We start from the raw sequence: 19,692 nt of genomic DNA on the forward strand, positions 1-19,692 counted from the left end.
TAGAGGCATTAAGTAAACATAGATGCCCTAGGATGTCAATCGCACGGCGCCCGATGCCGGGTCTAGCCGGGGGTCGTGAGGCGTTGCAGCTGGCCTGTGTGGATGCTGCTCACCCATTCCCAGCCGGGCTTGGCCGACGGGCCCACCCGCGGGTCGCCGGGGTCCTGGCCGTCGCGCAGGGCGAGCACGTACGCCCGGTCCAGCTCGATCCGTGCCCGCGCCTGATCGGCTCCGCCGACCGACCCGTGGCCGGGGACGAGGGCGTCGACGTCGCCCGCCACGCCCTCCAGCAGCCGCAACGCCGCGAGGTAGTCCTCGATCGGGTCGGCGGTGCCGTCCAGGTCGAGCATCGGAACCAGGACGTCGGAGAGCATGTCGCCGGCGACGAGAACCCCGCGGTCTTCGACGAACAGCGCCGCATGGCCCGGGGCGTGCGCCCGATGCTCGATGATCCGGACTCGGGGGCCGTCCCAGGGGATCTGCGCGGTTTCGGCGGGGAGGGCGGTGATGAGGCCGTACAGGTCGAGCGGGACCTGGTCGGCGATGCCGGTCGGCTCCAGGTGGGCGGTGATCTCGGCCTTCGCGCCCGGGTCGGACAGCTGGTCGCGGACGGCGGCCGCGCATCGGGCCGTACCGTAGCGAGGGGCCGCGCCGAACAGCGGGTGCCAGAGCATGTGATCCCAATCCGGATGCGTCGAGAAGCCCGCCACGACGGGCTGCCCCAGGTCGGACAGGTCGCTCGCGAGGCAGGTCATCTCGCCGCCCGTGATCCCGGGGTCGATGAGCAACACGCCTGCGCGGCCTTGCACGACAATGGCGTTGCTCTGGACGAACTCGCTCTCGTGGACCAGCACACCCTCGGCGATCCGCGTCAGCACGGGCTCGCCTCCTTTACATCCTGGAGGGCGTAGCGGTGCATCGTGACGCCGTGCTCGAACGTTCGCTGCTCGATCAGGTCGAGCTCGATCGGCATGTCGTAGTCGTCGAAGAGCGGCCTGCCGAAGCCGAGGATCGCGGGGTGGGTCCAGAGGAGCAGTTCGTCGAGCAGCCCGGCCCTGAGCAGTTGTGTCGCGAGCGTCGCGCCGCCCACGCTGATGGTGCCGTCGGTCCCGGCCCGCAGGGCGGCGAGTCGCTCGATCGCGTCGTCTCCGCCGATGATCCGGGTGTTGTGGCCGGCGCCGCGCCGGGTGCGTGAGACGAGCACCTTGGGCTTGGCGGTCCAGAGCTCGCCGTACTCACGCATGTAGTCCGGCAGCGACGCGTCCTCGGAGGTGCCGGGCCAGGACTCCTCCATGAGCTCGTAGTAGACCCGGCCGTGGACCATGAGCGCGAGCGCCCGTGTCCGCGCGTTGGCCTCGCGGTGCATGTCCTCGTGGAGGCGCAGCCACTCGCCGGCGCCGTTGTCCCCGGGGACTTGCTCGATCCGCAGGTCGAGGGACACGTTCATCGAATAGACGAAGCGGCCCATCGTCCCCCCTTTCCCAAGAGTGCTTGCATTTTGCAATCACTATAATCAGGGCGAAGTGCCTGTCAAGGAGGAGCCGTGGAACCTCGGTCCGGGTGTCCGGTCAACGCCGCCGTCGAAGTGCTCGGAGATCGCTGGTCGTTGCTCGTGCTTCGCGACATCATCTTCGGCGACCGCCGCTACTTCCGGGCGCTGCTCACCGGGTCGATCGAGGGCATCGCCTCGAACATCCTCGCCGACCGCCTCGTGCGGCTCATCGACGCGGGGATCCTCACCCGCGGCACCGCGGTCCGGGGGCAGCGCGCTCGCTACAGCCTCACGGAAGCCGGCATCCAGACCCTCCCGATCATCTACGCCCTCGGCAACTGGGGCCTCGACCGGCGCCCCGGCAGCGACGAGCTCCGGAGCCGGCAGCAGCTCATGCGCGACGAAGGTCCGGCGTTCATCGAGGAGCTCATGGACGAACTCCGCACCCGCCACCTCGGCGCCCCGCCGAAGCCGCACGAAGGTCCCAGCCCGCTCGAACGTCTCGACGCCGCCTGCGCCGCACGAGAACACGCCGAGTGACAACCGCGGGAGCGCCTACGTCGGCAATGGCCACGCGGTCCCGTCGCCGCGGGGGCCGGCGGGGGAGCGGGTCAGGTGGACGGCAGGCCGTTGGCGGCGGCGACGGTCTGGTACCAGTGGCCGGAGGCCTTGACGGTTCTGCGCTTGGTCTGATGCTCCACGTGGACAAGGCCGTAGCGCAGTCCAGCCCGGCATGGTTGACGGTGCCCGTGCCCTCGGGTAGCACCCGGGCCCAGCTGATCCCGAAGTTGTGGGAACCGAGCCCGAGCCGGCGCATGAGCCGCAGGTCGTCGCGGTAGTGCCGGTAGAAGTCGGGTCCGTCCTCGACGGTCTCGCCCGTCGTCACGTTGCCGGGCGTACGTGACCAGGGGTGCCAGATGGAAGGGCCGCCGCCGTCGGCGAGCGGCGCTCCCTCGTTCTGTACGCCGTTGGTGCCCGCGCCCCACAGGAAACCTCGCGGGAAGGCGTAGCCGAGGGATGGGTCCACGTGCTGCATTTCGGTCATCATCTCCTTCTGGGAAGGGAATCACGACCCAGACGTTAACCCTGGAAGGCTCTCCTTCGCCTATGGCAGGTTGGCGATGCCGCCGAGGATGAGGGCGATGCCGGCGAGGAACTGCTCGCGGTCATCGTGCTCGCGCATCTGGCCGCTGATGGCGTGCATGAACGGGTAGCTGGCGGGGTCGAGTTCCTGCCACGCCGTCGACGTCGCCTCGAAGAACTTCTCGCGGTCGGTCTCGGCGTCTGGGGGGTCCCCTCCCATGCCGGTCTGGCTGACGGCGCCCAGGATGTAGTGCACGAGCGTCGAAGCCGCGACGAACCAGATGGCGTGCGGCACGCCCAAGGCGCGCACCTGCCGGCCGATCTTCTCGAAGATCCCCACGGTCACCGGGCCCCACGGGTTGCGGGTGAGCTGTACGGCCAGCCGAGTCGCCAGCCACGGGTGTACGGCGACCGCGTCGAACAGGCCCAGCGCCACGACCCGGATCTCGTCCTCGGGCGTGGCCGGAGTCCGGGAAGGCTCGGTGGCCAGGGCGGCGGCGACGACGGTTTCGGTCGCGGTGTCCAGCAGTTCCTCCCGGGTGCCCACGTGGTAGTAGATCGCCCCGGATCCGGTGGCAAGGCGCTCGGTCAGTGCCCGGACGGTCAGCCCGCCCTCGCCGCCCGCGTCCAGCAGTTCGATGGCGGTATCGATGATCTGCTCGCGGGAGAGCACCTGTCTGCGCCGCTCTGTCCGGCGCGCTCGCGTTGCCATGTCCCGCATTCTGCCACCTTGGAGCGATGAACCAAGTTGGTATAGTGTTCCAACATGGAACAGCGCACCAAAGATGCAGTCACGATCATCGGCGCCGGGCTCGGCGGACTCACGCTGGCCCGCGTCCTGCACGTCCACGGCATCCCGGCCGAGGTCTACGAGGCGGAGGCCTCGCTGGAGGCACGGTCGCAGGGCGGGATGCTCGACATCCACCACTACAACGGGCAACTCGCCCTTGAGGCGGCCGGTCTGATGGAGGAGTTCCGCGCCATCGTGGTGGAAGGCCGCCAGGCGATACGCGGTCTGGCGCCGGACGGCGCCGTACTGTTCGAGAAAGCCGACGACGGCACGGGCGGCCGTCCGGAGGCGCAGCGCGCGGACCTGCGGCGGATGCTGCTGGACGCGCTCCCGGAGGGCACCGTCCGGTGGGGCCGCAAGGTCACCGGCGCCAGGAGCCTCGGCGGCGGCCGCCACGAGGTGATCTTCGCCGACGGCGGCAGTGTCACCACGAGTCTGCTGGTCGGCGCGGACGGCGCCTGGTCGCGGGTCCGCCCGCTGCTGTCGGAGGCGGTGCCCGAGTATGCCGGCACGTCCTTCGTCGAGACCTACCTGTTCGACGCCGACACGCGGCACCCGGCCGCCGCGAAGGCGGTCGGCGGCGGCATGATGCTCGTCCCCGCGGAGGGGGAGACGATCACCGCTCACCGCGAACGCGGCGACACACTGCACGCCTATGTGGAGCTCACCAGGCCGCTGGCGTGGTTCGACGACATCGACTTCGCCGATCCGGCCGCGGCCGTCACGCGTGTCGTGGCGGAGTTCGACGGCTGGGCGCCCGAGCTCACCGCGCTGATCACCGACACCGACACCCCGCCGGTCCTGCGCCCGCATCACGCCCTGCCCCACCCGCACCGGTGGGACCGGACACCCGGGGTGACCCTCGTCGGCGACGCCGCCCATCTGCTGGCGCCCAACGGCGAAGGAGCCAATCAGGCCATGTCCGACGGCGCCGAGCTCGGCAAGGCTCTCGCCGCCCATCTCGACGACGTCGAGGCCGGTCTCGCCGCGTACGAGCAGGCCATGTTCACCCGCATGAGCCAGGCCGAGGAGGAGACGGCCAAGCACCTGGAGGAGACGTTCGGCGACCTGATCCGCGCCACCGCTACCCCGGGCAGTCTCTAGGGTCGACGCTCTGCCCCGCACCGACGACGGAGATCCGGGCAAGGCCCTCCTGCAGCGCGGCGGTGGTGCACACGATCTGCCGGACGGCCAGCGGGGACAGTTCGTCGCCCGGGGTGGACGGGTTCAGCACCAGGTGGCCGCCCGGCTTGACGGTCGCCGCGATCGGGCCGATGCCGGGCGGGACGTCGGTGGTGAGCCCGCGCGCTCGTTCCTCCGCGGTGGGGCCTTCCGCCAGCAGCGCGAGGGTGTCCGTCAGGAACATCGGACGGATACGCGGTCGCGTCACCACGCTGAGCCGGCCGTCCTTGACCAGGTAGAGCGTCATCGTCTTGGTCTGTGCCACGCCTCCGCTCGGCGGCTCGCCGGCGGAGATGGGGTCGCTGGGCCGTACGCCGCAGCCGGCCACGGCGACGAGCGACACGAGGCCGGCGGCCAGCACGCGGCGGGAGAGCCCGGGCCTCACGCGGAGTCTCCTTCCGGATCGGGTGCCCGGCGCGGCAGGCGCAGGGTGAACAGGGCGCCGCCGTCCGGGGCGTTGGTGACGGTGAGGTCGCCTCGGTGCAGGCGCGCGTTCTCCATCGCGATGGCGAGGCCGAGGCCGCTGCCCTCGGACCTGGCCCTGGCCGCGCTGGCCTTGTAGAAGCGGTCGAACGCGTGTGGCAGCACCGCTTCGTCCAGCCCCGGCCCGTGGTCGCGTACCTCCAGAGTGATCCAGTGCTGGTCGGCGGAGAGCCGTACCGACACCGGTGGCGCGCCGTGCCGCAGGGCGTTGCCGACCAGGTTCGCGAGGATGACGTCCACCCGGCGCGGGTCCAGCCGGGCCGTCACCGCGGGTGGAAGCTCGGTGTCCACCTGCTCCGTCCAGCCTCGGGCACGCAGGGTCGCGGGCACCAGCTCGGCCACGTCGACCTCGTTCAGCGTGAGGGCCGCGACGCCGGAGTCGAACCTGCTGATCTCGATGAGGTCGTTCACCAGCTCGGTGAGGTTGAGCGTCTCCTGGCTGACCAGCCGTGCGGCCTTGCCGGCGGTCTCGGGCAGCCGGGCCGCCTCCTCGTCGAGGATCTCGGCGACCGCGGCGAGCGCGGCCAGAGGGGTGCGCAGCTCGTGGGAGACGTCGGCCACGAACCGGCGCGCGTCGGCCTCCATCTCACGCAACTGCGTGACGTGCTGTTCCAGCTCCGCGGCGGTGTTGTTGAACGTACGCGCCACGTCGGCCAGCTCGTCGGAGCCGCTGACCGCGATCCTGGTCCGCAGCTCGCCCTCGCCCAGCAGGCGTGCCGCCCGGCCGAGTTCGCGCACCGGGCGCAGCACGCTCCGGGTGGCCAGCAGCGCGAGGAGGACCGCGAACGCCATGGCCGCGCCGCCGATGAGCCAGGAGTTCATGGCGAGCCGGTCGATGCTGCGTTGTTCGGGAAGCAGGCTGCGCGTGGTGTAGATCTCGATGCCGGAGTTCCGCGTCGCCTCCTGCTCGACGATCAGCAACGGCGCGCCGATGATCAGGAAGGGCTTGCCGTCCCGCACGACGCGTTGCCACGCGATGGCGCCGCCGGCCACTTCCTGCCGGAGCCCTCGTGAGAGGTCCCCGGGACCCAGGGCGGGCGGCATGTTCCCGCCCGGCCCCGTGCCCCACGGCGGGCCGGGCGGGGCGCCGGGTGGTGGGCCCTCCGGCGGGCCGGCCTGCGCGTACGCCTTCTGGTAGAGGACGAGCGTGGAGCTGTTTCTTTCTGTCATGGTTTCGGCGATCCTGCCGAGCTCGGTCTGGTCCGGCGTCGACGTCCGCAGCGGGAAGAGCGCCTCCAGGCGGCCCTTCATCGCCTGCAGCGCGGCGTCCTGGGCCCGCTGCAGGATGTCGTTGCGGGCCTGGACGTAGATCCCGCCGGCCACCGCCGCCGTGGTGACCACGCACAGCAGCGCGAACGCGGACAACAGCCGGGCACGCAGCCCCAGACTCGGCCGAGGCGTCATCGGCGGCTCACACCGGCCCGAACCGGTACCCGAACCCCCGCACCGTCTGCACGTAGACGGGCGCCGCCGAGTCGTCCTCGATCTTCGCGCGCAACCGCTGCACGCACGCGTCCACCAGCCGCGAGTCACCGAAGTACCCGTGCTCCCACACCGAGTCCAGCAGTTGCTGGCGGCTGTGCACCCGGCCCGGAGTACCGGAGAGTTCGAGCAGCAGGCGCAGCTCGGCCGGGGTGAGCCTGACCGGCACGCCGCGGTTGGCGACCACCAGCCCGGCCCGATCGATGGTCAGGTCCCCGTGCCGCTCCAGCTCCGCCTGGTCCCGGCCGATCCGCCGGAGAATCGCGCGGATGCGCGCCTCGAGCACCCTGGGCTGCACCGGCTTGACCACATAGTCGTCGGCGCCCGCCTCCAGCCCCGCCACCACGTCCATGTCGTCGCCGCGAGCGGTCAGCATGATGATCGGTATCTCCCCGATGGCCCGGATGCGGCGGCAGACCTCGAACCCGTCCATGCCCGGCAACATCAGGTCGAGCACGACGACGTCGGGAGGGTCCGTACGCAGCCGGTCCAGACCTTGCTCGCCGGACTCCACCGCGCCCACCCGATGCCCGTGCCGGGTCAGGGCCAGCTCAAGGCCCTCCCGCACGGCCGGGTCATCCTCGATCAACAACACTCGCGACACGCCGCCGAGTACCACAGCACGCTCCGTAACTCGTCCGCCGGTCAACTCCATCCACTGTCGGCCGGTCATGTCCCCGGCTCGTCCGCGCCATGTCATGGTTGTGTCACGGTCCCGCCGGCGGTGGCCGCCGTCGTCAAACGGTGACAAACGACAGACGACGCACACACATTCGGCGCCAATCGTAGTTCGTCATGAACGAACCACGCACCATCCCATCCCGGCCCCGAGATCGGCTGTTCGCCGTGGTCACGCACGTGCTCGCCGTACTCCTGCTGCCCGTGGCGCTCGCCCGCGACCCCGGCCGGGCCCGCGAACTGGCCTGCGGCTGGGCGTTGCGGATGCGCTTCCCCGCCGAGGACCTCGCCGGGCTCACCGAGGGCGCCCTGGCGGCGTTCACCGCGGCGCGCACCGAGGCGTTCTGGCGTCACGGCCAGCTCATCGGCCTCACCTCGGGACACCGCGATCCCGTTGTCCAGCAGCGGATGTTCGACGACGAGGTACGCCGCACCGGCTCCCCGGCCCTGGCCCGCATGCTCGTGCTGCCACCGGCGGAATCCTGCCACGTCAAGGGCATCGCGCTGGACGTACGCCCCCACGAGGGCGCGCACTGGCTGGAGGAGCACGGCGCCCGCTACGACCTCTACCGCATGTACGACAACGAGTGGTGGCACTTCGAGCACCACCCGGAGCGCCGCGGCATACCACCACGACGACGGCCCCACCCCGGCGTGGCCCACATGAGCGGGAACGGGAACCGGTATGTCAGCGGGGAGTAACGAACTGCTGGGACGCCGCCTGCGAGCGGCACGCGAGACGGCGTTCGTGGGGCGCGAGGAAGAGCTCGCGGTCTTCACCACGGCGTTGTACGGCGGCGGCACCAGCGTCCTGTACGTGCACGGTCCCGGCGGCATCGGCAAGACGGCCCTGCTACGGCGATTCGCCCGCGAGGCCGCGGCGGCGGGCCGGCCGGTGTCCATGGTGGACGGGCGCGTGCCGGATCTCCGCGAGACGGACGCGGTGCTGCTCGTCGACGACTTCGAGCGCCTGCAAGGCTTGGAGGAATGGCTGCGCGAGCGGTACCTGCCGCGGCTGCCCGTGGGAGCGCTGGTGGTGATCGCGGGTCGCAACCCGCCGGACCTGCGGTGGCAGGTGGATCCCGGATGGGCGGGGGCGCTGGAGGTGCTGCCGCTGCGCGACCTGCGGCCCGGAGACGCGCGGGCCCTGCTGGACTCCAGCGGGGTGCCCGCCGAGTCGCGCGAGCCGCTGCTGGCCTTCGCCGGTGGCCATCCGCTGGCGCTGCTGCTCGGGGCGGCCGTGGCGGTGAAGGACGGCGGGCGGTGGACGCCGGATCAGGCCATGGTGGCCACGTTGCTGGATCACCTGGTGGGCGAGGTGCCTTCGGCGGCGCACCGGCACGCTCTGGAGATCTGCGCGCACGCGCACACCACCACGGAAGACCTGCTGCGCGCGGTCGTGCCGCAGGACGCCGGGACGTTGTTCCGGTGGTTGCGGCGGTCGCCGTTCGTGTGGTCGGGCCGGCTCGGCCTGTTCCCGCATGACGTGGTGCGGGAGGCCCTGGAGGCGGACCTGCGATGGCGGGATCCCCAGGGGTACGCGGCGATGCACGACCGCGTCCATGCGCACCTGTCGGACAGGGTGCGCACGGTGAGCGACGCGGACGTGCCCGGCGCGGTGGCGGCACTGCTCTACCTGCACCGCGACACCAGGGCACCGGACGAGGGCCGGTTCCGGGAGGAGCCCTTGCGGGAGGAGGACGTCGGCACGCTGCTCCGGGTGGCGGCCGGAGCGGAGAGCGCCGCCTTCTGGGCCGAACGTCAGCCGGAGGCGTTCCGGCTGTATCGACGGACCGGAACCGGCGAGCCCGTGGCTTTCTCCGCGTGGCTGCGGCTGGCGGAACTCGACGAGGAGGAGCTGGCGGCCGACCCCGTCGTGGCCATGGCGTGGGCGCACGCGCGTGCCACCACGCCGTTGCGCGCCGGTGAGCATCTGGCGATCAGCCGGACGTGGGCGCTGCCGCCGTATCGCGGAAACTCGCCGGTGATGGACCTGATCCAGTGCCGGGCGATCGGCAACTGCCTGCGGTCCGAGCGGATGGCATGGTCCTTCCTGGAGCACGCGGAGCGCCTCGGGATGCGGGAGATCTCCGATGACGCGCACACCCTGTTCGCTCACGACTGGCGCGCGGTTCCGGCGCGGGCGTGGCTGGAAGGAAGGAACCAGCGGCCCACCGTCGCGACACTGGAGGTGCTGTCCCAGGCGGAGTTCGCCGAGGCCGTCCGCCAGGCGTTGCGCCGGCTGCCGCGCAAGGACGCGCTGGCCGACTCCCCGCTGACGCGCACCAGGCTGATCGCCGGGCGGACCGGCGAGAACCCGGCCACGGCCCTGGGCGACCTGCTCCGCCAGGCGATCGACGACCTGGCTGAGGACCCGCGCTCGGCCAAGCTCCACCGGGCGCTGTCCGTCACGTTCCTGCGCGGCACGCCCACCCAGGAACTGGCCGCGGAACGGCTCGGCCTCCCGCTCACCACCTACCGCCGCCATCTGAGCGCCGGCATCGAACGCGTCCGCGCCGGCCTGTGGCACCGGGAGCTGTATGGCACCTGAACCGCAGGTCAGTCGGCGAGCGCGAAGCCGGCCGCCGCCTCCGCGTGCAGCCGGGCGCTGGGCAACACCGGAATGGGGCTGTCCTTCTCGCCGATCAGCAGCTCGATCTCCGTACAGCCCAGGATGACGCCTTCGGCGCCGTCGTCCGCGAGGTCATCGATGATCTTCCTGTACGCCTCCCTGGACGAGTCACGGAGCACCCCGCGCACCAGTTCGTCGAAGATCACGCGATGGACCAGTTCCCGCTGCTCACGCCGGGGGACGACCACGTCGAGACCGTGGGCGGCCAGCCGGTCGCGGTAGAAGGGCTCCTCCATGGTGAACCGGGTGCCCAGCAGGCCGACCCTGCGCATGCCCCTGGCGCGGATCTCGGCGCCCAGGGCGTCGGCGATGTGCAGCACCGGGACGCTCACCGCCCGCTCCACGTCGTCGCTGACCCGGCTGAAGGTGTTGCTGCAGACGAGCAGGAGGTCGGCGCCGAGCTCCTCCAGGCCGCGGCCCGCACCGGTCAGCAACGTGCTCACCTCCTCCCAGCGGTCGGCGAAGATGAGATCCTCGACGGTCGTGTAGTCGACCGACCAGATGAGGCTGTTGGCGGAATGGCTGCCGCCGAGCCGCTCGCGTACCCGCTGGTTGATGATCTGGTAGTAGACCACCGTCGACTCCCAGCTCAGCCCGCCGATGAGACCGATCGTGCGCATGGAACTCCGTTTCACTGAATCGCCAGGGCCCGGGCGCAGACACCGAGGCCGATCTCGCTGGAGGCCTTGACGAACACCACGTCCCCCGGTTCGAGAAGCGCGGTGGCCAGCCTGATCGCATCGGCCACGTCATCGGCGGTGTGGACGGCCACGCCCTGGTCCGAGGACTCCGCCGCCTCCGCCAGCGCGAGCGGATCCCCCGCTCCGACCGCGATCAGCACGTCGAAGCGGAGGCCGGCGACCAGCCGGCCGATCTCCGCGTGCCGGGCGCGCGAGGCCTCCGCCTGCTGTCCCATCGCGCCGAGCACGGCGACGGTACGGCGGGCGCCGGCCAGCGCCTTCACCGCCCGCAGCCCGGCCCGCATGGATTCGGGGCTGGCGTTGTAGGCGTCGTTGACGACGGTGACGCCGTCCGGTCGTTCGACGATCTCCAGCCGGCCCGCCGAGCGCCGCCGGGCGGCGTTCAGCCCATCGGCGATCTCGGCGGCGCCCAGGCCGAGCGCGGTGGCGACGGCGGCGGTGGCCAGGGCGTTGCCCACCTGGTGCTCGCCGATGAGACCGAGCTCGACCGCGGCGCGGCCGGACGGCGTCACCAGCTCGAACGCGGCTCGCGCGCCATCGGTCATCCGCACGTCTTCGGCTCGCACCTGTGCCTCCGGCGCCCTGCCGTACAGCAGAATCGTGGCCCTGGTGCGACCGGCCATGCCCATGACGTACGGGTCGTCGGTGTTGAGCAGGGCGAACCCGTCCGCCGGAAGCGCCTCGACCAGCTCGCCCTTGGCCTCGGCCACGTCGGCGGGCCCGGTTCCCAGACGTTCCACGTGCGCGCTGCCGACATTGAGCACCAGCCCGACCTGGGGCGGCGCCAGCCCGGTCAGGTACGTCAGGTCGCCCTTGCGGCCCGCGCCCATTTCCAGCACCAGGTATCGGGTGGTGGCGTCGGCGCGCAGCACGGTGAGCGGCAACCCCAGCTCGTTGTTGAACGACCGGTCGGTGGCGACCGTCGCGGCGTGCCGTTCGAGCACCTGGGCCAGCAGGTCCTTGGTCGTGGTCTTGCCCACGGAGCCGGTCAGGCCGATCACGGCCGGGCTGATCTGTTCGAGCAGGTGCTTGGCCAGCAGGCCGATCGCGAGCTGGACGTCCTCGACCACGAGGGCGGGCACGCCGACGGGCCTTGAGGCCAGCACGGCGACGGCGCCCACCGCGACGGCGCCGGCCGCGTAGTCGTGACCGTCGACGTGGGCGCCCACCGTAGCGACGAACAGGCCGCCGGGCACCACCTCACGGGAGTCGACCGCCGCGGGCGCCGTCACCGTCGCCCGCGGGTCGGGCACGTCACACAGGCGGGCGCCGACGACCCGCGCGATCGTGTCCAGGGTCATGGGGATCATGAGCCGCTCCTGGCGAACGCGAGGTCGATGAGCCTGCGCAGCAGGTCGGGGTAGGGGACGCCGCTCGCGGCCCACGTCCTGGCGTAGACAGAACGGGCGGTGAAGCCGGGCATCGTGTTGATCTCCAGCACGTACAGGCGTCCCGTGTCCTGCTCGTAGAGGAAGTCGACACGGGACAGGCCGTAGCCGCCGATCGCCCGGAAGGCGCGCAGGGACAGCTCACGCACGTCCTCGGCCACCCGTTCCGGCAACTCGACGGGGATGGTGGCGATCTCGGCCTGGCTGAGGTACTTGGCCTCGTAGTCGAGCCACTCGCCGGGCACGATGAGCTCGCCGGGCACCGAAGCGTCCGGAGTGTCGTAGCCGCCGAGCACGCTGCAGATGAGCTCGCGCGCGCTCACCTCCTGCTCGACGATGACCACCCGGTCGTAGGCCAGCGCCAGATCCACGCCCGCGCGCAGTTCCTCCATGGAGGTGACGCGGGAGATGCCGATGGAGGAGCCCATGGCGGCCGGTTTGACGTACATCGGCCAGTCGAGCGACTTCACCAGATCCCAGGAGTCGGTGGTGGTACGCCATTCGTGCTCGGTGAACCACACGTGCGGAGTGACCGGAATGCCCTCCGCCAGGAAGGCGCGCCGCATCGCGACCTTGTCCATGGCCACGGCTGAGGCCAGGACGCCGCAGCCCACGTACGGGATGCCCAGCGTCTCCAGGTGGCCCTGGATGACGCCGTCCTCGCCGAACGGCCCGTGCAGCGCGGGAAAGACCACGTCCACCCGATCGCGTCGCAGCTCCACCGGCCACCTGCCCTGCCGGTCGATGATGACGGCGACGGGGTCGTACAGATCCTTCGGCAGAGCGTCGAGCACCGCGTGCGCCGACTGCAGCGACACCTCATGCTCCGCGGACGGCCCTCCCGCCAGTACGGCCACGCGTACGCGTTCAGTCACGATCTGATCAGCCTTCCTCAGGGACACGGAGACAGCGCCGGCGCCTCGGTGTTCGGCGTCGCCGGCTCAGCCTGCCGAGTGTCGAGCTTTCGGCCGGCCAGTTCCCAGGCCATTCGCCGTCCAGTTCCTGACCAAAACGCTCAGGGCTCGACCCGCTTCCGGCCAGGCGGAGCCATGCTCGCCGCGGCCCCTTGGCCCGTGAGCGGCTGGGCGCACGACCTTGAACCGGGGGGAACATGCCCGACGCTGATTGACCGGGTTCTGCCCCGCCCACGGAACCCGGTCACCCGACAGAGGCGCCCGCCGGCCGCCCCCACCTAACGTCGCCCGCATGGAACGGACTGAGACGGTACGGGCGACCCGCCGGGAGTGGATCGGGCTGGCCGTGCTGGCCCTGCCCACCCTCCTGCTGTCCCTGGATGTGAGCGTGTTGTTCCTGGCGCTGCCGCACCTGAGCGCGGACCTGTCGCCGAACGGCGCCCAGCTGTTGTGGATCATGGACGTCTACGTGTTCATGAGCGCCGGGTTCCTGGTCACGATGGGCGCCCTGGGCGACCGGATCGGGCGCAGGCGCCTGCTGGTCGCCGGCGCCGCCGCGTTCGGCGTGGCCTCGATCCTCGCCGCGTACTCCACCAGCGCGGAGCAGCTCATCGCCGCCCGCGCCCTGCTCGGGATCGCCGGCGCGACGCTGATGCCGTCCACGCTGTCGCTGATCGGCACGATGTTCGGCGACGCCAGGCAGCGCGGGATCGCGATCGGTGTCTGGATGGCGTGCTTCTCGGCGGGGACCGCGCTCGGTCCCGTGGTGGGCGGGGCGCTGCTGGAGTACTTCTGGTGGGGCTCGGTGTTCCTGCCGGGCGTGCCGGTCATGGCGTTGCTGCTGGTGGCGGCGCCGGTGCTCCTTCCCGAGCAGCGGCCCGGCGCGGCCGGGCGGCTGGACCTGCCCAGCGTGGCGCTGTCGCTCGCGGCGATCCTGCCGGTCGTCTACGGGGTCAAGAAGGTGGCCGAGCGAGGTCTGGGCGCGGAGCCGCTGCTGGTGGCCGCGGCCGGGCTCGCCGTGGGCGTGATCTTCGTCCGCAGGCAGCGCAGGCTGGCGGATCCGCTGCTGGACCTGCGGTTGTTCGGGCATCGCGCGTTCGGCGCCGCCCTGGCGCTCCTGCTGCTGAGCATGATCGCGCTGAACGGCACGGAGTACTTCCTCGCGCAGTATCTCCAGCTCGTCGAGGGGCTGTCGCCGCTGCGCGCCGCGCTGTGGATCGTGGTGCCCGCGCTGGGCATCATCGCCGGTTCGCTGCTGGCCCCGGTGCTCGCGCGCCGGGCGGGCCCGGTGGTCGTGGTGGCGGCGGGGATGGCGCTCGCGACGGCCGGGTTCCTGGCCATCGCACAGGTGGACGGCACGTCGGGCGCGGCCTTCACGGTGGCCGGGTTCACCGTGGCCTTCTTCGGCGTCAGCCCGGCCATGGTCCTGGGCACGGACCTGATCGTCGGCGCGGCGCCGCCGGAGAAGGCGGGTTCGGCCGCGGCCATGGCGGAGACCGGCGCCGAGCTCGGGGCCGCTCTGGGGATCGCGCTGATGGGCAGTGCCGGCGCTGCGGTCTACCGCGCGGGCATCGCGGGTACGGCGGCGCCTGCCGTACCGGGTGGGCTGCTGGAGGGTGTGGCGCGGGAGGCTTTCACGCGGGGGTTGAACACGGTCGCCGGCCTCAGCGCGGTGATCATGGTGTGTCTGGCGGTCGCGGCGGTTCTGCTGCGCCGGGTCCGGGCCGAGGGGTGAGGTCGAGTCCGGCGAGTTCGGTACGGGAGGAGATGCCGAGTTTGGGATAGGCGTTGGACAGGTGGTAGCCGACGGTTCTCGGGCTGAGGAACAGGCGGGCGCCGATGGCGCGGTTGCTCAGCCCGCCGGCGGCCAGCCCGGCCACCTGGAGTTCCTGCGGCGTGAGGCGTCCGACCAGGTCGGCGGCGTCCTGCCGGGCCGGGCGGCTCTCTCCGGCCGCGCGCAGTTCGGCGCGGGCCCGCTCGGCGAACAGCGCGGCCCCGAGGTGCTCGAAGATCGCGAGCGCGGTACGCAGGTGGGGGCGGGCGTCGGCGCGGCGCCGCTCACGCCGTAGCCATTCGCCGTACAGCAGCCGGGTCCGCGCCTCTTCCAGCGGCCGTCCGGCGCCGTGTTCGTGGAGTTCGACGGCACGGACGTAGTGAGTTTCCGGGTGGTCGCCGGCCAGCGCCCGGCAGCGCGCCGCGACGGCGGCGGCCCAGGTGTTGCCGGAGTGCGCGGCCCAGCCGGCGTACCAGTCGCGGGCGGCGGCGGCCTGCTCGGGCCGTCCCGCACGGGCCGCCGCCTCGATCACGTCGGGCAGCGCGAAGAGGGTGAACGGCAGGTGCGCGGCGTCCTCGATCGTCCCCCGCTCGGCGAGGACGTCGTCGTGGCGGCCTAGCCCGAGCGCGAGCAGGCTCGACGCGCCGGAGGTCAGGACCGTTCCGAGACCGGGCCGCTGCGCGCGGCAGCCGGCGATCAGCGCCCGGCACCGTTCCTCGTCGCCTTGGAGGGCGGCGAGGTCGGCCAGCAGGCTGACCAGGTAGATCTCGCTCATCCGGTGGCCGGTGTCGCGGGCGATGCGCAGGCCCTCCTCGGCGTTGGCGAGGGCGTCGTGCCGGTGGCCGAGCAGGATCTGGAAACGGCTCAGGGTGCACAGTGCCAGCGGCAGCACCCCGATCGCCCCCTGTTCCCGGCAGGCGCGCACCAGATCGCCGGCCAGGCGCAGGCCGCCGGCGTCGTCGCCCAGCGCCCAGTACCAGGAGGGGACGAGCGCCGTCTCGCGCAGCTGTGAAGAATCGGCGAGGCCGGTCAGCTCGCGCAGCGCGCGTACCCCGTCGGCGATGTCGCCGCCGAACCCGATGGCCATGCGCGCCAGGGCGGTGGCTCTGCGGGCGTGGGGTGCGCGGCGGCCCATCCGCTCCGCGGTCTCGCGTACGGCGGGCAGGTCGCCGGCCACGATCGCGGAGTCGACCGCGCGGAAGAGCAGCGAGTCGGCCAGTTCGGCGTCGAGGCCCGCCGCGAGCCCGGCCGAGGTCAGGATCCGCCGGGCGGAGGCAGGACGGTGGTGCTCGTCGGCGACTGTGGCGCGGATGGCGGCGGCCCGCGCGAGCATCACCGGGTCGGCCCCGGACTCGGTGGCCCGTGCGGCGAGGGCGCCGGCGTGGTCGAGGCGCCCCGCGTCGGTGGCCGCCTCGGCGGCGGCGAGCAGCAGCCGCTCCCGCCTGCCGCGGTCCTCGCTCAGCGCGGCGGCCCGCTCGTAGGCCGCGGCCATCGCCGCGTAGCCGCCTCGGGCGCGGGCGCGTTGCGCGCTGTCCTCCAGCAGGGTGGCGACGTGCTCGTCCGGTCCGGAGCTGATCGCGGCCAGATGCCACGCGCGCCGGTCGGCGTCGGCGGCGCCGAGCTTCTCCGCCAGCGCGCGGTGCGCCTCCAGGCGCAGGGCCAAAGGAGCGCTCTGGTACGCGGTCGCGCGTACCAGCGGATGCCGGAACGTCAGGCGCCCCTCGGTGAACAGCAACAGGCCGGCCTGCTCACCGGGCGCCACATCCGTGAGGGAGGCGCCCAGCCGCGCCGCCGCGCCGAACACCACGGCGGGGTCCGCGGTGTCGTCGGCCGCGGCCACCACCAGCAGCCGTCGCGTGGCCGCCGGAAGGTCCGCGATCCGGTGGGCGAAGGCCCGGCGCAGCCCGTCGCCGGGTCCTCCGGCGGGTGGCGGGCCGTCGTGGAGGTCCACCGGGAGTTCCAGCAGCGCGAGCGGATTGCCTCGTGCCTCGTCCAGGATCTGGTCCCTGACCTGCGGCGCGAGACCGGCGGCGCGCTCGGCCAGCAGGCTCGCGGCGGCGTCGCGGTCCAGTCCGCCCACGGTCAGCTCGGGCAGGCCGGGCGCGGGGAACCCCGACGGGTGCTCGTCACGGGCGGCGAAGATCATCGTGATGCCCTCGGCGTGCAGCCTGCGTGCCGCGAACAGCAGGACCTCGGCGGAAGCGTGGTCCAGCCAGTGGGCGTCGTCGATCAGGCACAGCAGAGGGCCGTCCTCGGCGAGGTCGGCGAGCAGGGTCAGCACCGCGAGGCCCACGAGGAACCGGTCGCCGTCCGCGCCCGTGCCCAGCCCGAGCGCGGCGCGCAGTGCGGCGGCCTGGCGTCCGGGCAGCGCGTCCACGCGGGCGAGGTACGGGTGCAGGAGGAGGTGCAGGCCCGCGAACGGCAGCTCGCTCTCGGACTCGATCCCGATGCCGCGCAGGACCCGAGCGGTTCCGGCGACGTCGACGGCGTGCCGGAGCAGCGCCGACTTCCCGATGCCCGGCTCGCCCCGCAGGACCAGCGCTTCGCTGTGCCCGGACCGGGCGCCCGCCACCAGCCGCTCGATCACGGCGGTCTCCCGCTGCCTCCCCCAGAGCATGACGAACAACCTACTGCTCCCCGGAGAACGGGCAGAGCTACAGGCGCCCCGCCCGGCGGCGATCCTGCCGGACGAGCCCCATCGCATGCGAACGCTCGTTGCATCAGTACGCCTTCCACGCGAGCCGCGCAGGACGAGGCCCTGCGGCGAGGTCCACGCGACGGTGCCGGCCGCCACCAGGGTCAGGGCCACGATGGCGGTCGTCAGCAGGTAGGCCGTCGCCACCCACGAGAAGTGCTCCCGCCCAGGTCACCGTCGTTCCCGCGGCGGCCGTCACGGCGCGCGTACCTGCGGATGATCACGACGCCCGCGGGGATACCTTCTGGTGGTAGGCCAGGAATCCGGCGAGGAGCAGGACGAGCTCGCCCGGCAGGACGAGGCCGAACAGCACCGACTCGGCGGTGACGAGCACGCCCACGACGACGTACAGCCATCCGGGGCTCACTCCCGTGAGCGCGTCGATCAGCCGGCGATCCACGCCGGTTCTTCCCCCGTCACGTTTCCGCTCACCAGGTGACCGGAAGGGCCTGCACGTTGTGTGAGACCGAGTTGACGCGGAACACGACGTCCTCCCTGGGCACGGCCAGCCGCAGGCCGGGAAACCTGCGCAGCAGCGCCGGGAAGGCGATCCGCATCTCCGTCCTGGCCAGGGGCGCGCCGATGCAGTGGTGGATGCCGTGGCCGAACGCGATGTGCGACACGGTCTCGCGGGTGATGTCGAAGACGTCGGGCTTGCCGGCGAGCGTGTGGTCACGGTTGGCGATGGCCAGCGAGCAGACGACCGCGCTGCCTGCCTTGATCAACCGGCCGCCCAGGGTCACGTCCTCGGTCGCGGTCCTGATGATGGGGATGCTCACGACGGACAGGTAGCGCAGCATCTCCTCCACCGCCTGTTCCACGGCTCCGCGCCGGTCGCGGACCAGGTCGGCCTGTTCGGGATGGTCGAGCAGGAGCAGCGTGCCGAGGCCGAGCATGGCGGCGGTCGTCTCGTGTCCGGCCAGGAGCAGCAGCGCGCCGATCCCGGTCAGTTCCTCGTCGGTGATCTCGTCGCCGTGCTCGCGTACCAGCATGCCGAGCAGGTCGTCGCCGGGGTCGGCACGCTGGAGGGCGACCAGCTTGGCCATGTAGGCACGTGACTCGGCGGAGATGGCGACCCTCTCCTGGACGCCGCGCCGGAAGTCGAGCTGGGCGCTGCTGCGCTCCTGGAACTCGTCGCGGTCTTCGTACGGGACGCCGAACAGCTCGCAGATCACCAGGGACGGCAGCGGCAGCGCGAACGTCTCGATCACGTCGACGGGCCCGCCGCCGCTCTCCATGGCGTCGAGCAGGTCGTCCACGTATCGCTTGATACGCGGCACCAGGGCGTGGATGCGCCTGACGGTGAACTCGGGGGTCAGCAGGCGGCGCAGCCGGGTGTGCTCGGGAGGGTCCTCCTCGATGAACCAGCCGGGAGATCTCATGCTGAGCCGGGCCGCGGACTCCTCGCCCAGGGACGCGGCCTGCGCCCCGCCGGTGCTGCTGAACAGGGCGGAGTCGCTCAGGACCCGGCGTACGTCCTCGTGGCGGGTGACGAGCCAGGCGGGCATGGACCGGAGGCCGATCGGCAGCCGGTACTCGGCGACGGGGGCCTCGTCGCGGAGCTGGTAGAGGGTCTCGCCGGGGTGGTAGCCGTCGCGTTGCACGTGGAGGGCCATGGACTGTCCTTTTCTCGCACGAACATGAGTGAGAGTCGACTCTCGTTTATGGCTGATTTCGACGGTAGCACAACTGGGAGCCAGCTCTCACTCAGGTAGGATGGGCTCCGTGAACGCCGAAGCTCCGCGCAGACTGCGCGCCGACGCCGCCCGCAATGTCGAACGCATCATCGTCGCCGCGCGTGAGGTCTTCGCCGAGCAGGGCGCGGAGGCGCAACTCGACGACATCGCGAGACGGGCGGGGGTGGGACAGGCGACGCTCTATCGCCACTTCGCCAACAAGGAGGACCTGATCCTGACGATCGTCAGGCGCAGGTTCGACGAGGACGTCGAGCCCGCCATGCATCGGGCGCTGGCCGACCCCGATCCCTGGTCGGGCATCGTGCTGCTGCTCGAAACGGTGCTGGAGGTGGCGGCGGGGGAGCGGGCGACGTTCGCCGCGGCGAGAGGTCCCGCGGCCTTCCTCGGGCTCGCCTCGCAGTACTTCGACTCGCTGACGGTACTGCTCGGCCGCGCGCAGGAGGCGGGGCTGGTGCGCGCCGACCTGACGGGGGAGGACGTGCCCAGGTTGTTCACGATGCTCGTGGCGGTGCAACGGCTGGGCAGCGACCCCGGAGACCTGCTCATCGGCGCCAGGAGCCTGGGCAGCGAGCCCAATGAGGGGTGGCGGCGCTACCTGGTGCTCCTGCTGGACGCGCTGCGCCCCGCCGCCGCCAGCCCGCTACCTCCGCTGACGACGCGGACCTCTCCTCTGTAGGGCGTTCAGGCGGCCAGCGCTATCC

The 19,692-nt window shown here is 72.0% G+C and carries 19 protein-coding genes and 1 pseudogene; 6 read left to right on the plus strand and 14 right to left on the minus strand.

Annotated features, from left to right (window positions below):
• Nucleotides 1–62: 62 nt before the first annotated feature.
• Both ACFWY5_RS17560 and ACFWY5_RS17565 read right to left on the minus strand, forming a co-directional pair.
• Complete coding sequence (locus tag ACFWY5_RS17560; protein WP_379632942.1) at nucleotides 63–878, minus strand: MBL fold metallo-hydrolase; 816 nt, start codon at nucleotides 876–878, stop codon at nucleotides 63–65.
• Nucleotides 872–1,468, minus strand: coding sequence for a dihydrofolate reductase family protein (locus tag ACFWY5_RS17565; RefSeq protein ID WP_379632944.1), 597 nt, complete (start codon nucleotides 1,466–1,468; stop codon nucleotides 872–874). The genes ACFWY5_RS17560 and ACFWY5_RS17565 overlap by 7 nt, the downstream gene beginning before the upstream one ends.
• Before the next feature lie 75 nt (nucleotides 1,469–1,543).
• On the opposite strand from ACFWY5_RS17565, the gene ACFWY5_RS17570 reads away from it, so the two are divergent.
• Complete coding sequence (locus ACFWY5_RS17570) at nucleotides 1,544–2,032, plus strand: winged helix-turn-helix transcriptional regulator (protein ID WP_379632946.1); 489 nt, start codon at nucleotides 1,544–1,546, stop codon at nucleotides 2,030–2,032.
• 71 nt (nucleotides 2,033–2,103) lie between these two features.
• On the opposite strand, the gene ACFWY5_RS17575 is transcribed toward ACFWY5_RS17570, so the two are convergent.
• The 3 genes and pseudogenes from ACFWY5_RS17575 to ACFWY5_RS17585 form a co-directional block, all read right to left on the minus strand.
• Nucleotides 2,104–2,268, minus strand: a complete 165-nt coding sequence (locus ACFWY5_RS17575) for a family 1 glycosylhydrolase (protein ID WP_379633110.1) — start codon at nucleotides 2,266–2,268, stop codon at nucleotides 2,104–2,106.
• A pseudogene (locus ACFWY5_RS17580) lies at nucleotides 2,226–2,540 on the minus strand (family 1 glycosylhydrolase); the annotation flags it as partial. The gene ACFWY5_RS17575 and the pseudogene ACFWY5_RS17580, both read right to left, overlap by 43 nt.
• A gap of 57 nt (nucleotides 2,541–2,597) precedes the next feature.
• Nucleotides 2,598–3,287, minus strand: a complete 690-nt coding sequence (locus tag ACFWY5_RS17585; RefSeq protein ID WP_379632948.1) for a TetR/AcrR family transcriptional regulator — start codon at nucleotides 3,285–3,287, stop codon at nucleotides 2,598–2,600.
• A gap of 54 nt (nucleotides 3,288–3,341) precedes the next feature.
• On the opposite strand from ACFWY5_RS17585, the gene ACFWY5_RS17590 reads away from it, so the two are divergent.
• Nucleotides 3,342–4,469 (plus strand): FAD-dependent oxidoreductase, encoded by a 1,128-nt coding sequence (locus ACFWY5_RS17590; RefSeq protein WP_379632950.1) that lies wholly within the window; start codon nucleotides 3,342–3,344, stop codon nucleotides 4,467–4,469.
• On the opposite strand, the gene ACFWY5_RS17595 is transcribed toward ACFWY5_RS17590, so the two are convergent.
• From ACFWY5_RS17595 to ACFWY5_RS17605, 3 genes are read right to left on the minus strand one after another with little or no spacing between them, the layout of a single operon-like run.
• Complete coding sequence (locus ACFWY5_RS17595; protein ID WP_379632952.1) at nucleotides 4,450–4,932, minus strand: hypothetical protein; 483 nt, start codon at nucleotides 4,930–4,932, stop codon at nucleotides 4,450–4,452. The two genes, ACFWY5_RS17590 and ACFWY5_RS17595, sit on opposite strands and share 20 nt — an antisense overlap.
• Nucleotides 4,929–6,434, minus strand: coding sequence for an ATP-binding protein (locus ACFWY5_RS17600; RefSeq protein ID WP_379632953.1), 1,506 nt, complete (start codon nucleotides 6,432–6,434; stop codon nucleotides 4,929–4,931). Before ACFWY5_RS17600 ends, ACFWY5_RS17595 begins: the two co-directional genes overlap by 4 nt.
• Nucleotides 6,435–6,441: 7 nt before the next feature.
• Nucleotides 6,442–7,116: a response regulator gene (locus ACFWY5_RS17605; RefSeq protein WP_379610866.1), complete on the minus strand. Its 675-nt coding sequence runs from the start codon at nucleotides 7,114–7,116 to the stop codon at nucleotides 6,442–6,444.
• A gap of 191 nt (nucleotides 7,117–7,307) precedes the next feature.
• Between ACFWY5_RS17605 and vanY-N the strand changes: the two genes are divergently transcribed.
• A complete protein-coding gene (gene vanY-N / locus ACFWY5_RS17610) occupies nucleotides 7,308–7,892 on the plus strand; it encodes a D,D-peptidase/D,D-carboxypeptidase VanY-N (protein ID WP_379632955.1) in 585 nt (194 codons plus the stop codon).
• On the plus strand, nucleotides 7,876–9,741 hold the full coding sequence (locus ACFWY5_RS17615; protein ID WP_379632957.1) for an AAA family ATPase: 1,866 nt from the start codon (nucleotides 7,876–7,878) through the stop codon (nucleotides 9,739–9,741). The genes vanY-N and ACFWY5_RS17615 overlap by 17 nt, the downstream gene beginning before the upstream one ends.
• An 8-nt stretch (nucleotides 9,742–9,749) precedes the next feature.
• On the opposite strand, the gene ACFWY5_RS17620 is transcribed toward ACFWY5_RS17615, so the two are convergent.
• The 3 genes from ACFWY5_RS17620 to ACFWY5_RS17630 are packed head-to-tail and all read right to left on the minus strand — an operon-like array spanning nucleotide 9,750 to nucleotide 12,786.
• Nucleotides 9,750–10,442 carry an aspartate/glutamate racemase family protein gene (locus ACFWY5_RS17620; RefSeq protein WP_379632959.1) on the minus strand — a complete coding sequence of 231 codons (693 nt, stop codon included), beginning with the start codon at nucleotides 10,440–10,442 and terminating at the stop codon, nucleotides 9,750–9,752.
• An 11-nt stretch (nucleotides 10,443–10,453) separates the two neighbouring features.
• Complete coding sequence (murF, locus tag ACFWY5_RS17625; protein ID WP_379632961.1) at nucleotides 10,454–11,833, minus strand: UDP-N-acetylmuramoyl-tripeptide--D-alanyl-D-alanine ligase; 1,380 nt, start codon at nucleotides 11,831–11,833, stop codon at nucleotides 10,454–10,456.
• Nucleotides 11,830–12,786 carry a D-alanine--D-alanine ligase family protein gene (locus tag ACFWY5_RS17630; RefSeq protein WP_379632963.1) on the minus strand — a complete coding sequence of 319 codons (957 nt, stop codon included), beginning with the start codon at nucleotides 12,784–12,786 and terminating at the stop codon, nucleotides 11,830–11,832. Before ACFWY5_RS17630 ends, murF begins: the two co-directional genes overlap by 4 nt.
• A 331-nt stretch (nucleotides 12,787–13,117) precedes the next feature.
• Here ACFWY5_RS17630 and ACFWY5_RS17635 point away from each other — a divergent pair, with 331 nt between their 5' ends.
• Entirely contained in the window at nucleotides 13,118–14,560 is a 1,443-nt protein-coding gene (locus ACFWY5_RS17635) for an MFS transporter (protein ID WP_379632965.1), read from the plus strand.
• Here ACFWY5_RS17635 and ACFWY5_RS17640 read toward each other — a convergent pair.
• The 3 genes from ACFWY5_RS17640 to ACFWY5_RS17650 form a co-directional block, all read right to left on the minus strand.
• Complete coding sequence (locus ACFWY5_RS17640) at nucleotides 14,502–17,441, minus strand: ATP-binding protein (protein ID WP_379632967.1); 2,940 nt, start codon at nucleotides 17,439–17,441, stop codon at nucleotides 14,502–14,504. The genes ACFWY5_RS17635 and ACFWY5_RS17640 overlap by 59 nt on opposite strands.
• 73 nt (nucleotides 17,442–17,514) lie before the next feature.
• The gene (locus ACFWY5_RS17645; protein ID WP_379632969.1) at nucleotides 17,515–17,694 is read right to left on the minus strand and encodes a hypothetical protein; all 180 of its coding nucleotides are present in this window, start codon (nucleotides 17,692–17,694) and stop codon (nucleotides 17,515–17,517) included.
• Nucleotides 17,695–17,722: 28 nt separating this feature from the next.
• Nucleotides 17,723–18,910, minus strand: a complete 1,188-nt coding sequence (locus tag ACFWY5_RS17650; RefSeq protein WP_379632971.1) for a cytochrome P450 — start codon at nucleotides 18,908–18,910, stop codon at nucleotides 17,723–17,725.
• 109 nt (nucleotides 18,911–19,019) lie between these two features.
• Between ACFWY5_RS17650 and ACFWY5_RS17655 the strand changes: the two genes are divergently transcribed.
• The gene (locus tag ACFWY5_RS17655; RefSeq protein ID WP_379632973.1) at nucleotides 19,020–19,667 is read left to right on the plus strand and encodes a TetR/AcrR family transcriptional regulator; all 648 of its coding nucleotides are present in this window, start codon (nucleotides 19,020–19,022) and stop codon (nucleotides 19,665–19,667) included.
• The last annotated feature ends 25 nt before the right edge of the window (nucleotides 19,668–19,692 follow it).

Origin of the sequence: Nonomuraea sp. NPDC059007 (assembly GCF_042740555.1) — a bacterium.
Classification (GTDB): Bacteria; Actinomycetota; Actinomycetes; order Streptosporangiales; family Streptosporangiaceae; genus Nonomuraea.

Bases quoted from the DNA above. Each gene is read 5' to 3' on its own strand.
- ACFWY5_RS17565 (WP_379632944.1), bottom strand. From the start codon at position 1,468: ATGGGCCGCTTCGTCTATTCGATGAACGTGTCCCTCGACCTGCGGATC.
- ACFWY5_RS17585 (WP_379632948.1), bottom strand. From the start codon at position 3,287: ATGGCAACGCGAGCGCGCCGGACAGAGCGGCGCAGACAGGTGCTCTCC.
- ACFWY5_RS17590 (WP_379632950.1), top strand. From the start codon at position 3,342: ATGGAACAGCGCACCAAAGATGCAGTCACGATCATCGGCGCCGGGCTC.
- ACFWY5_RS17600 (WP_379632953.1), bottom strand. From the start codon at position 6,434: ATGACGCCTCGGCCGAGTCTGGGGCTGCGTGCCCGGCTGTTGTCCGCG.
- vanY-N (WP_379632955.1), top strand. From the start codon at position 7,308: ATGAACGAACCACGCACCATCCCATCCCGGCCCCGAGATCGGCTGTTC.
- ACFWY5_RS17615 (WP_379632957.1), top strand. From the start codon at position 7,876: ATGTCAGCGGGGAGTAACGAACTGCTGGGACGCCGCCTGCGAGCGGCA.
- ACFWY5_RS17620 (WP_379632959.1), bottom strand. From the start codon at position 10,442: ATGCGCACGATCGGTCTCATCGGCGGGCTGAGCTGGGAGTCGACGGTG.
- murF (WP_379632961.1), bottom strand. From the start codon at position 11,833: ATGATCCCCATGACCCTGGACACGATCGCGCGGGTCGTCGGCGCCCGC.
- ACFWY5_RS17635 (WP_379632965.1), top strand. From the start codon at position 13,118: ATGGAACGGACTGAGACGGTACGGGCGACCCGCCGGGAGTGGATCGGG.
- ACFWY5_RS17650 (WP_379632971.1), bottom strand. From the start codon at position 18,910: ATGGCCCTCCACGTGCAACGCGACGGCTACCACCCCGGCGAGACCCTC.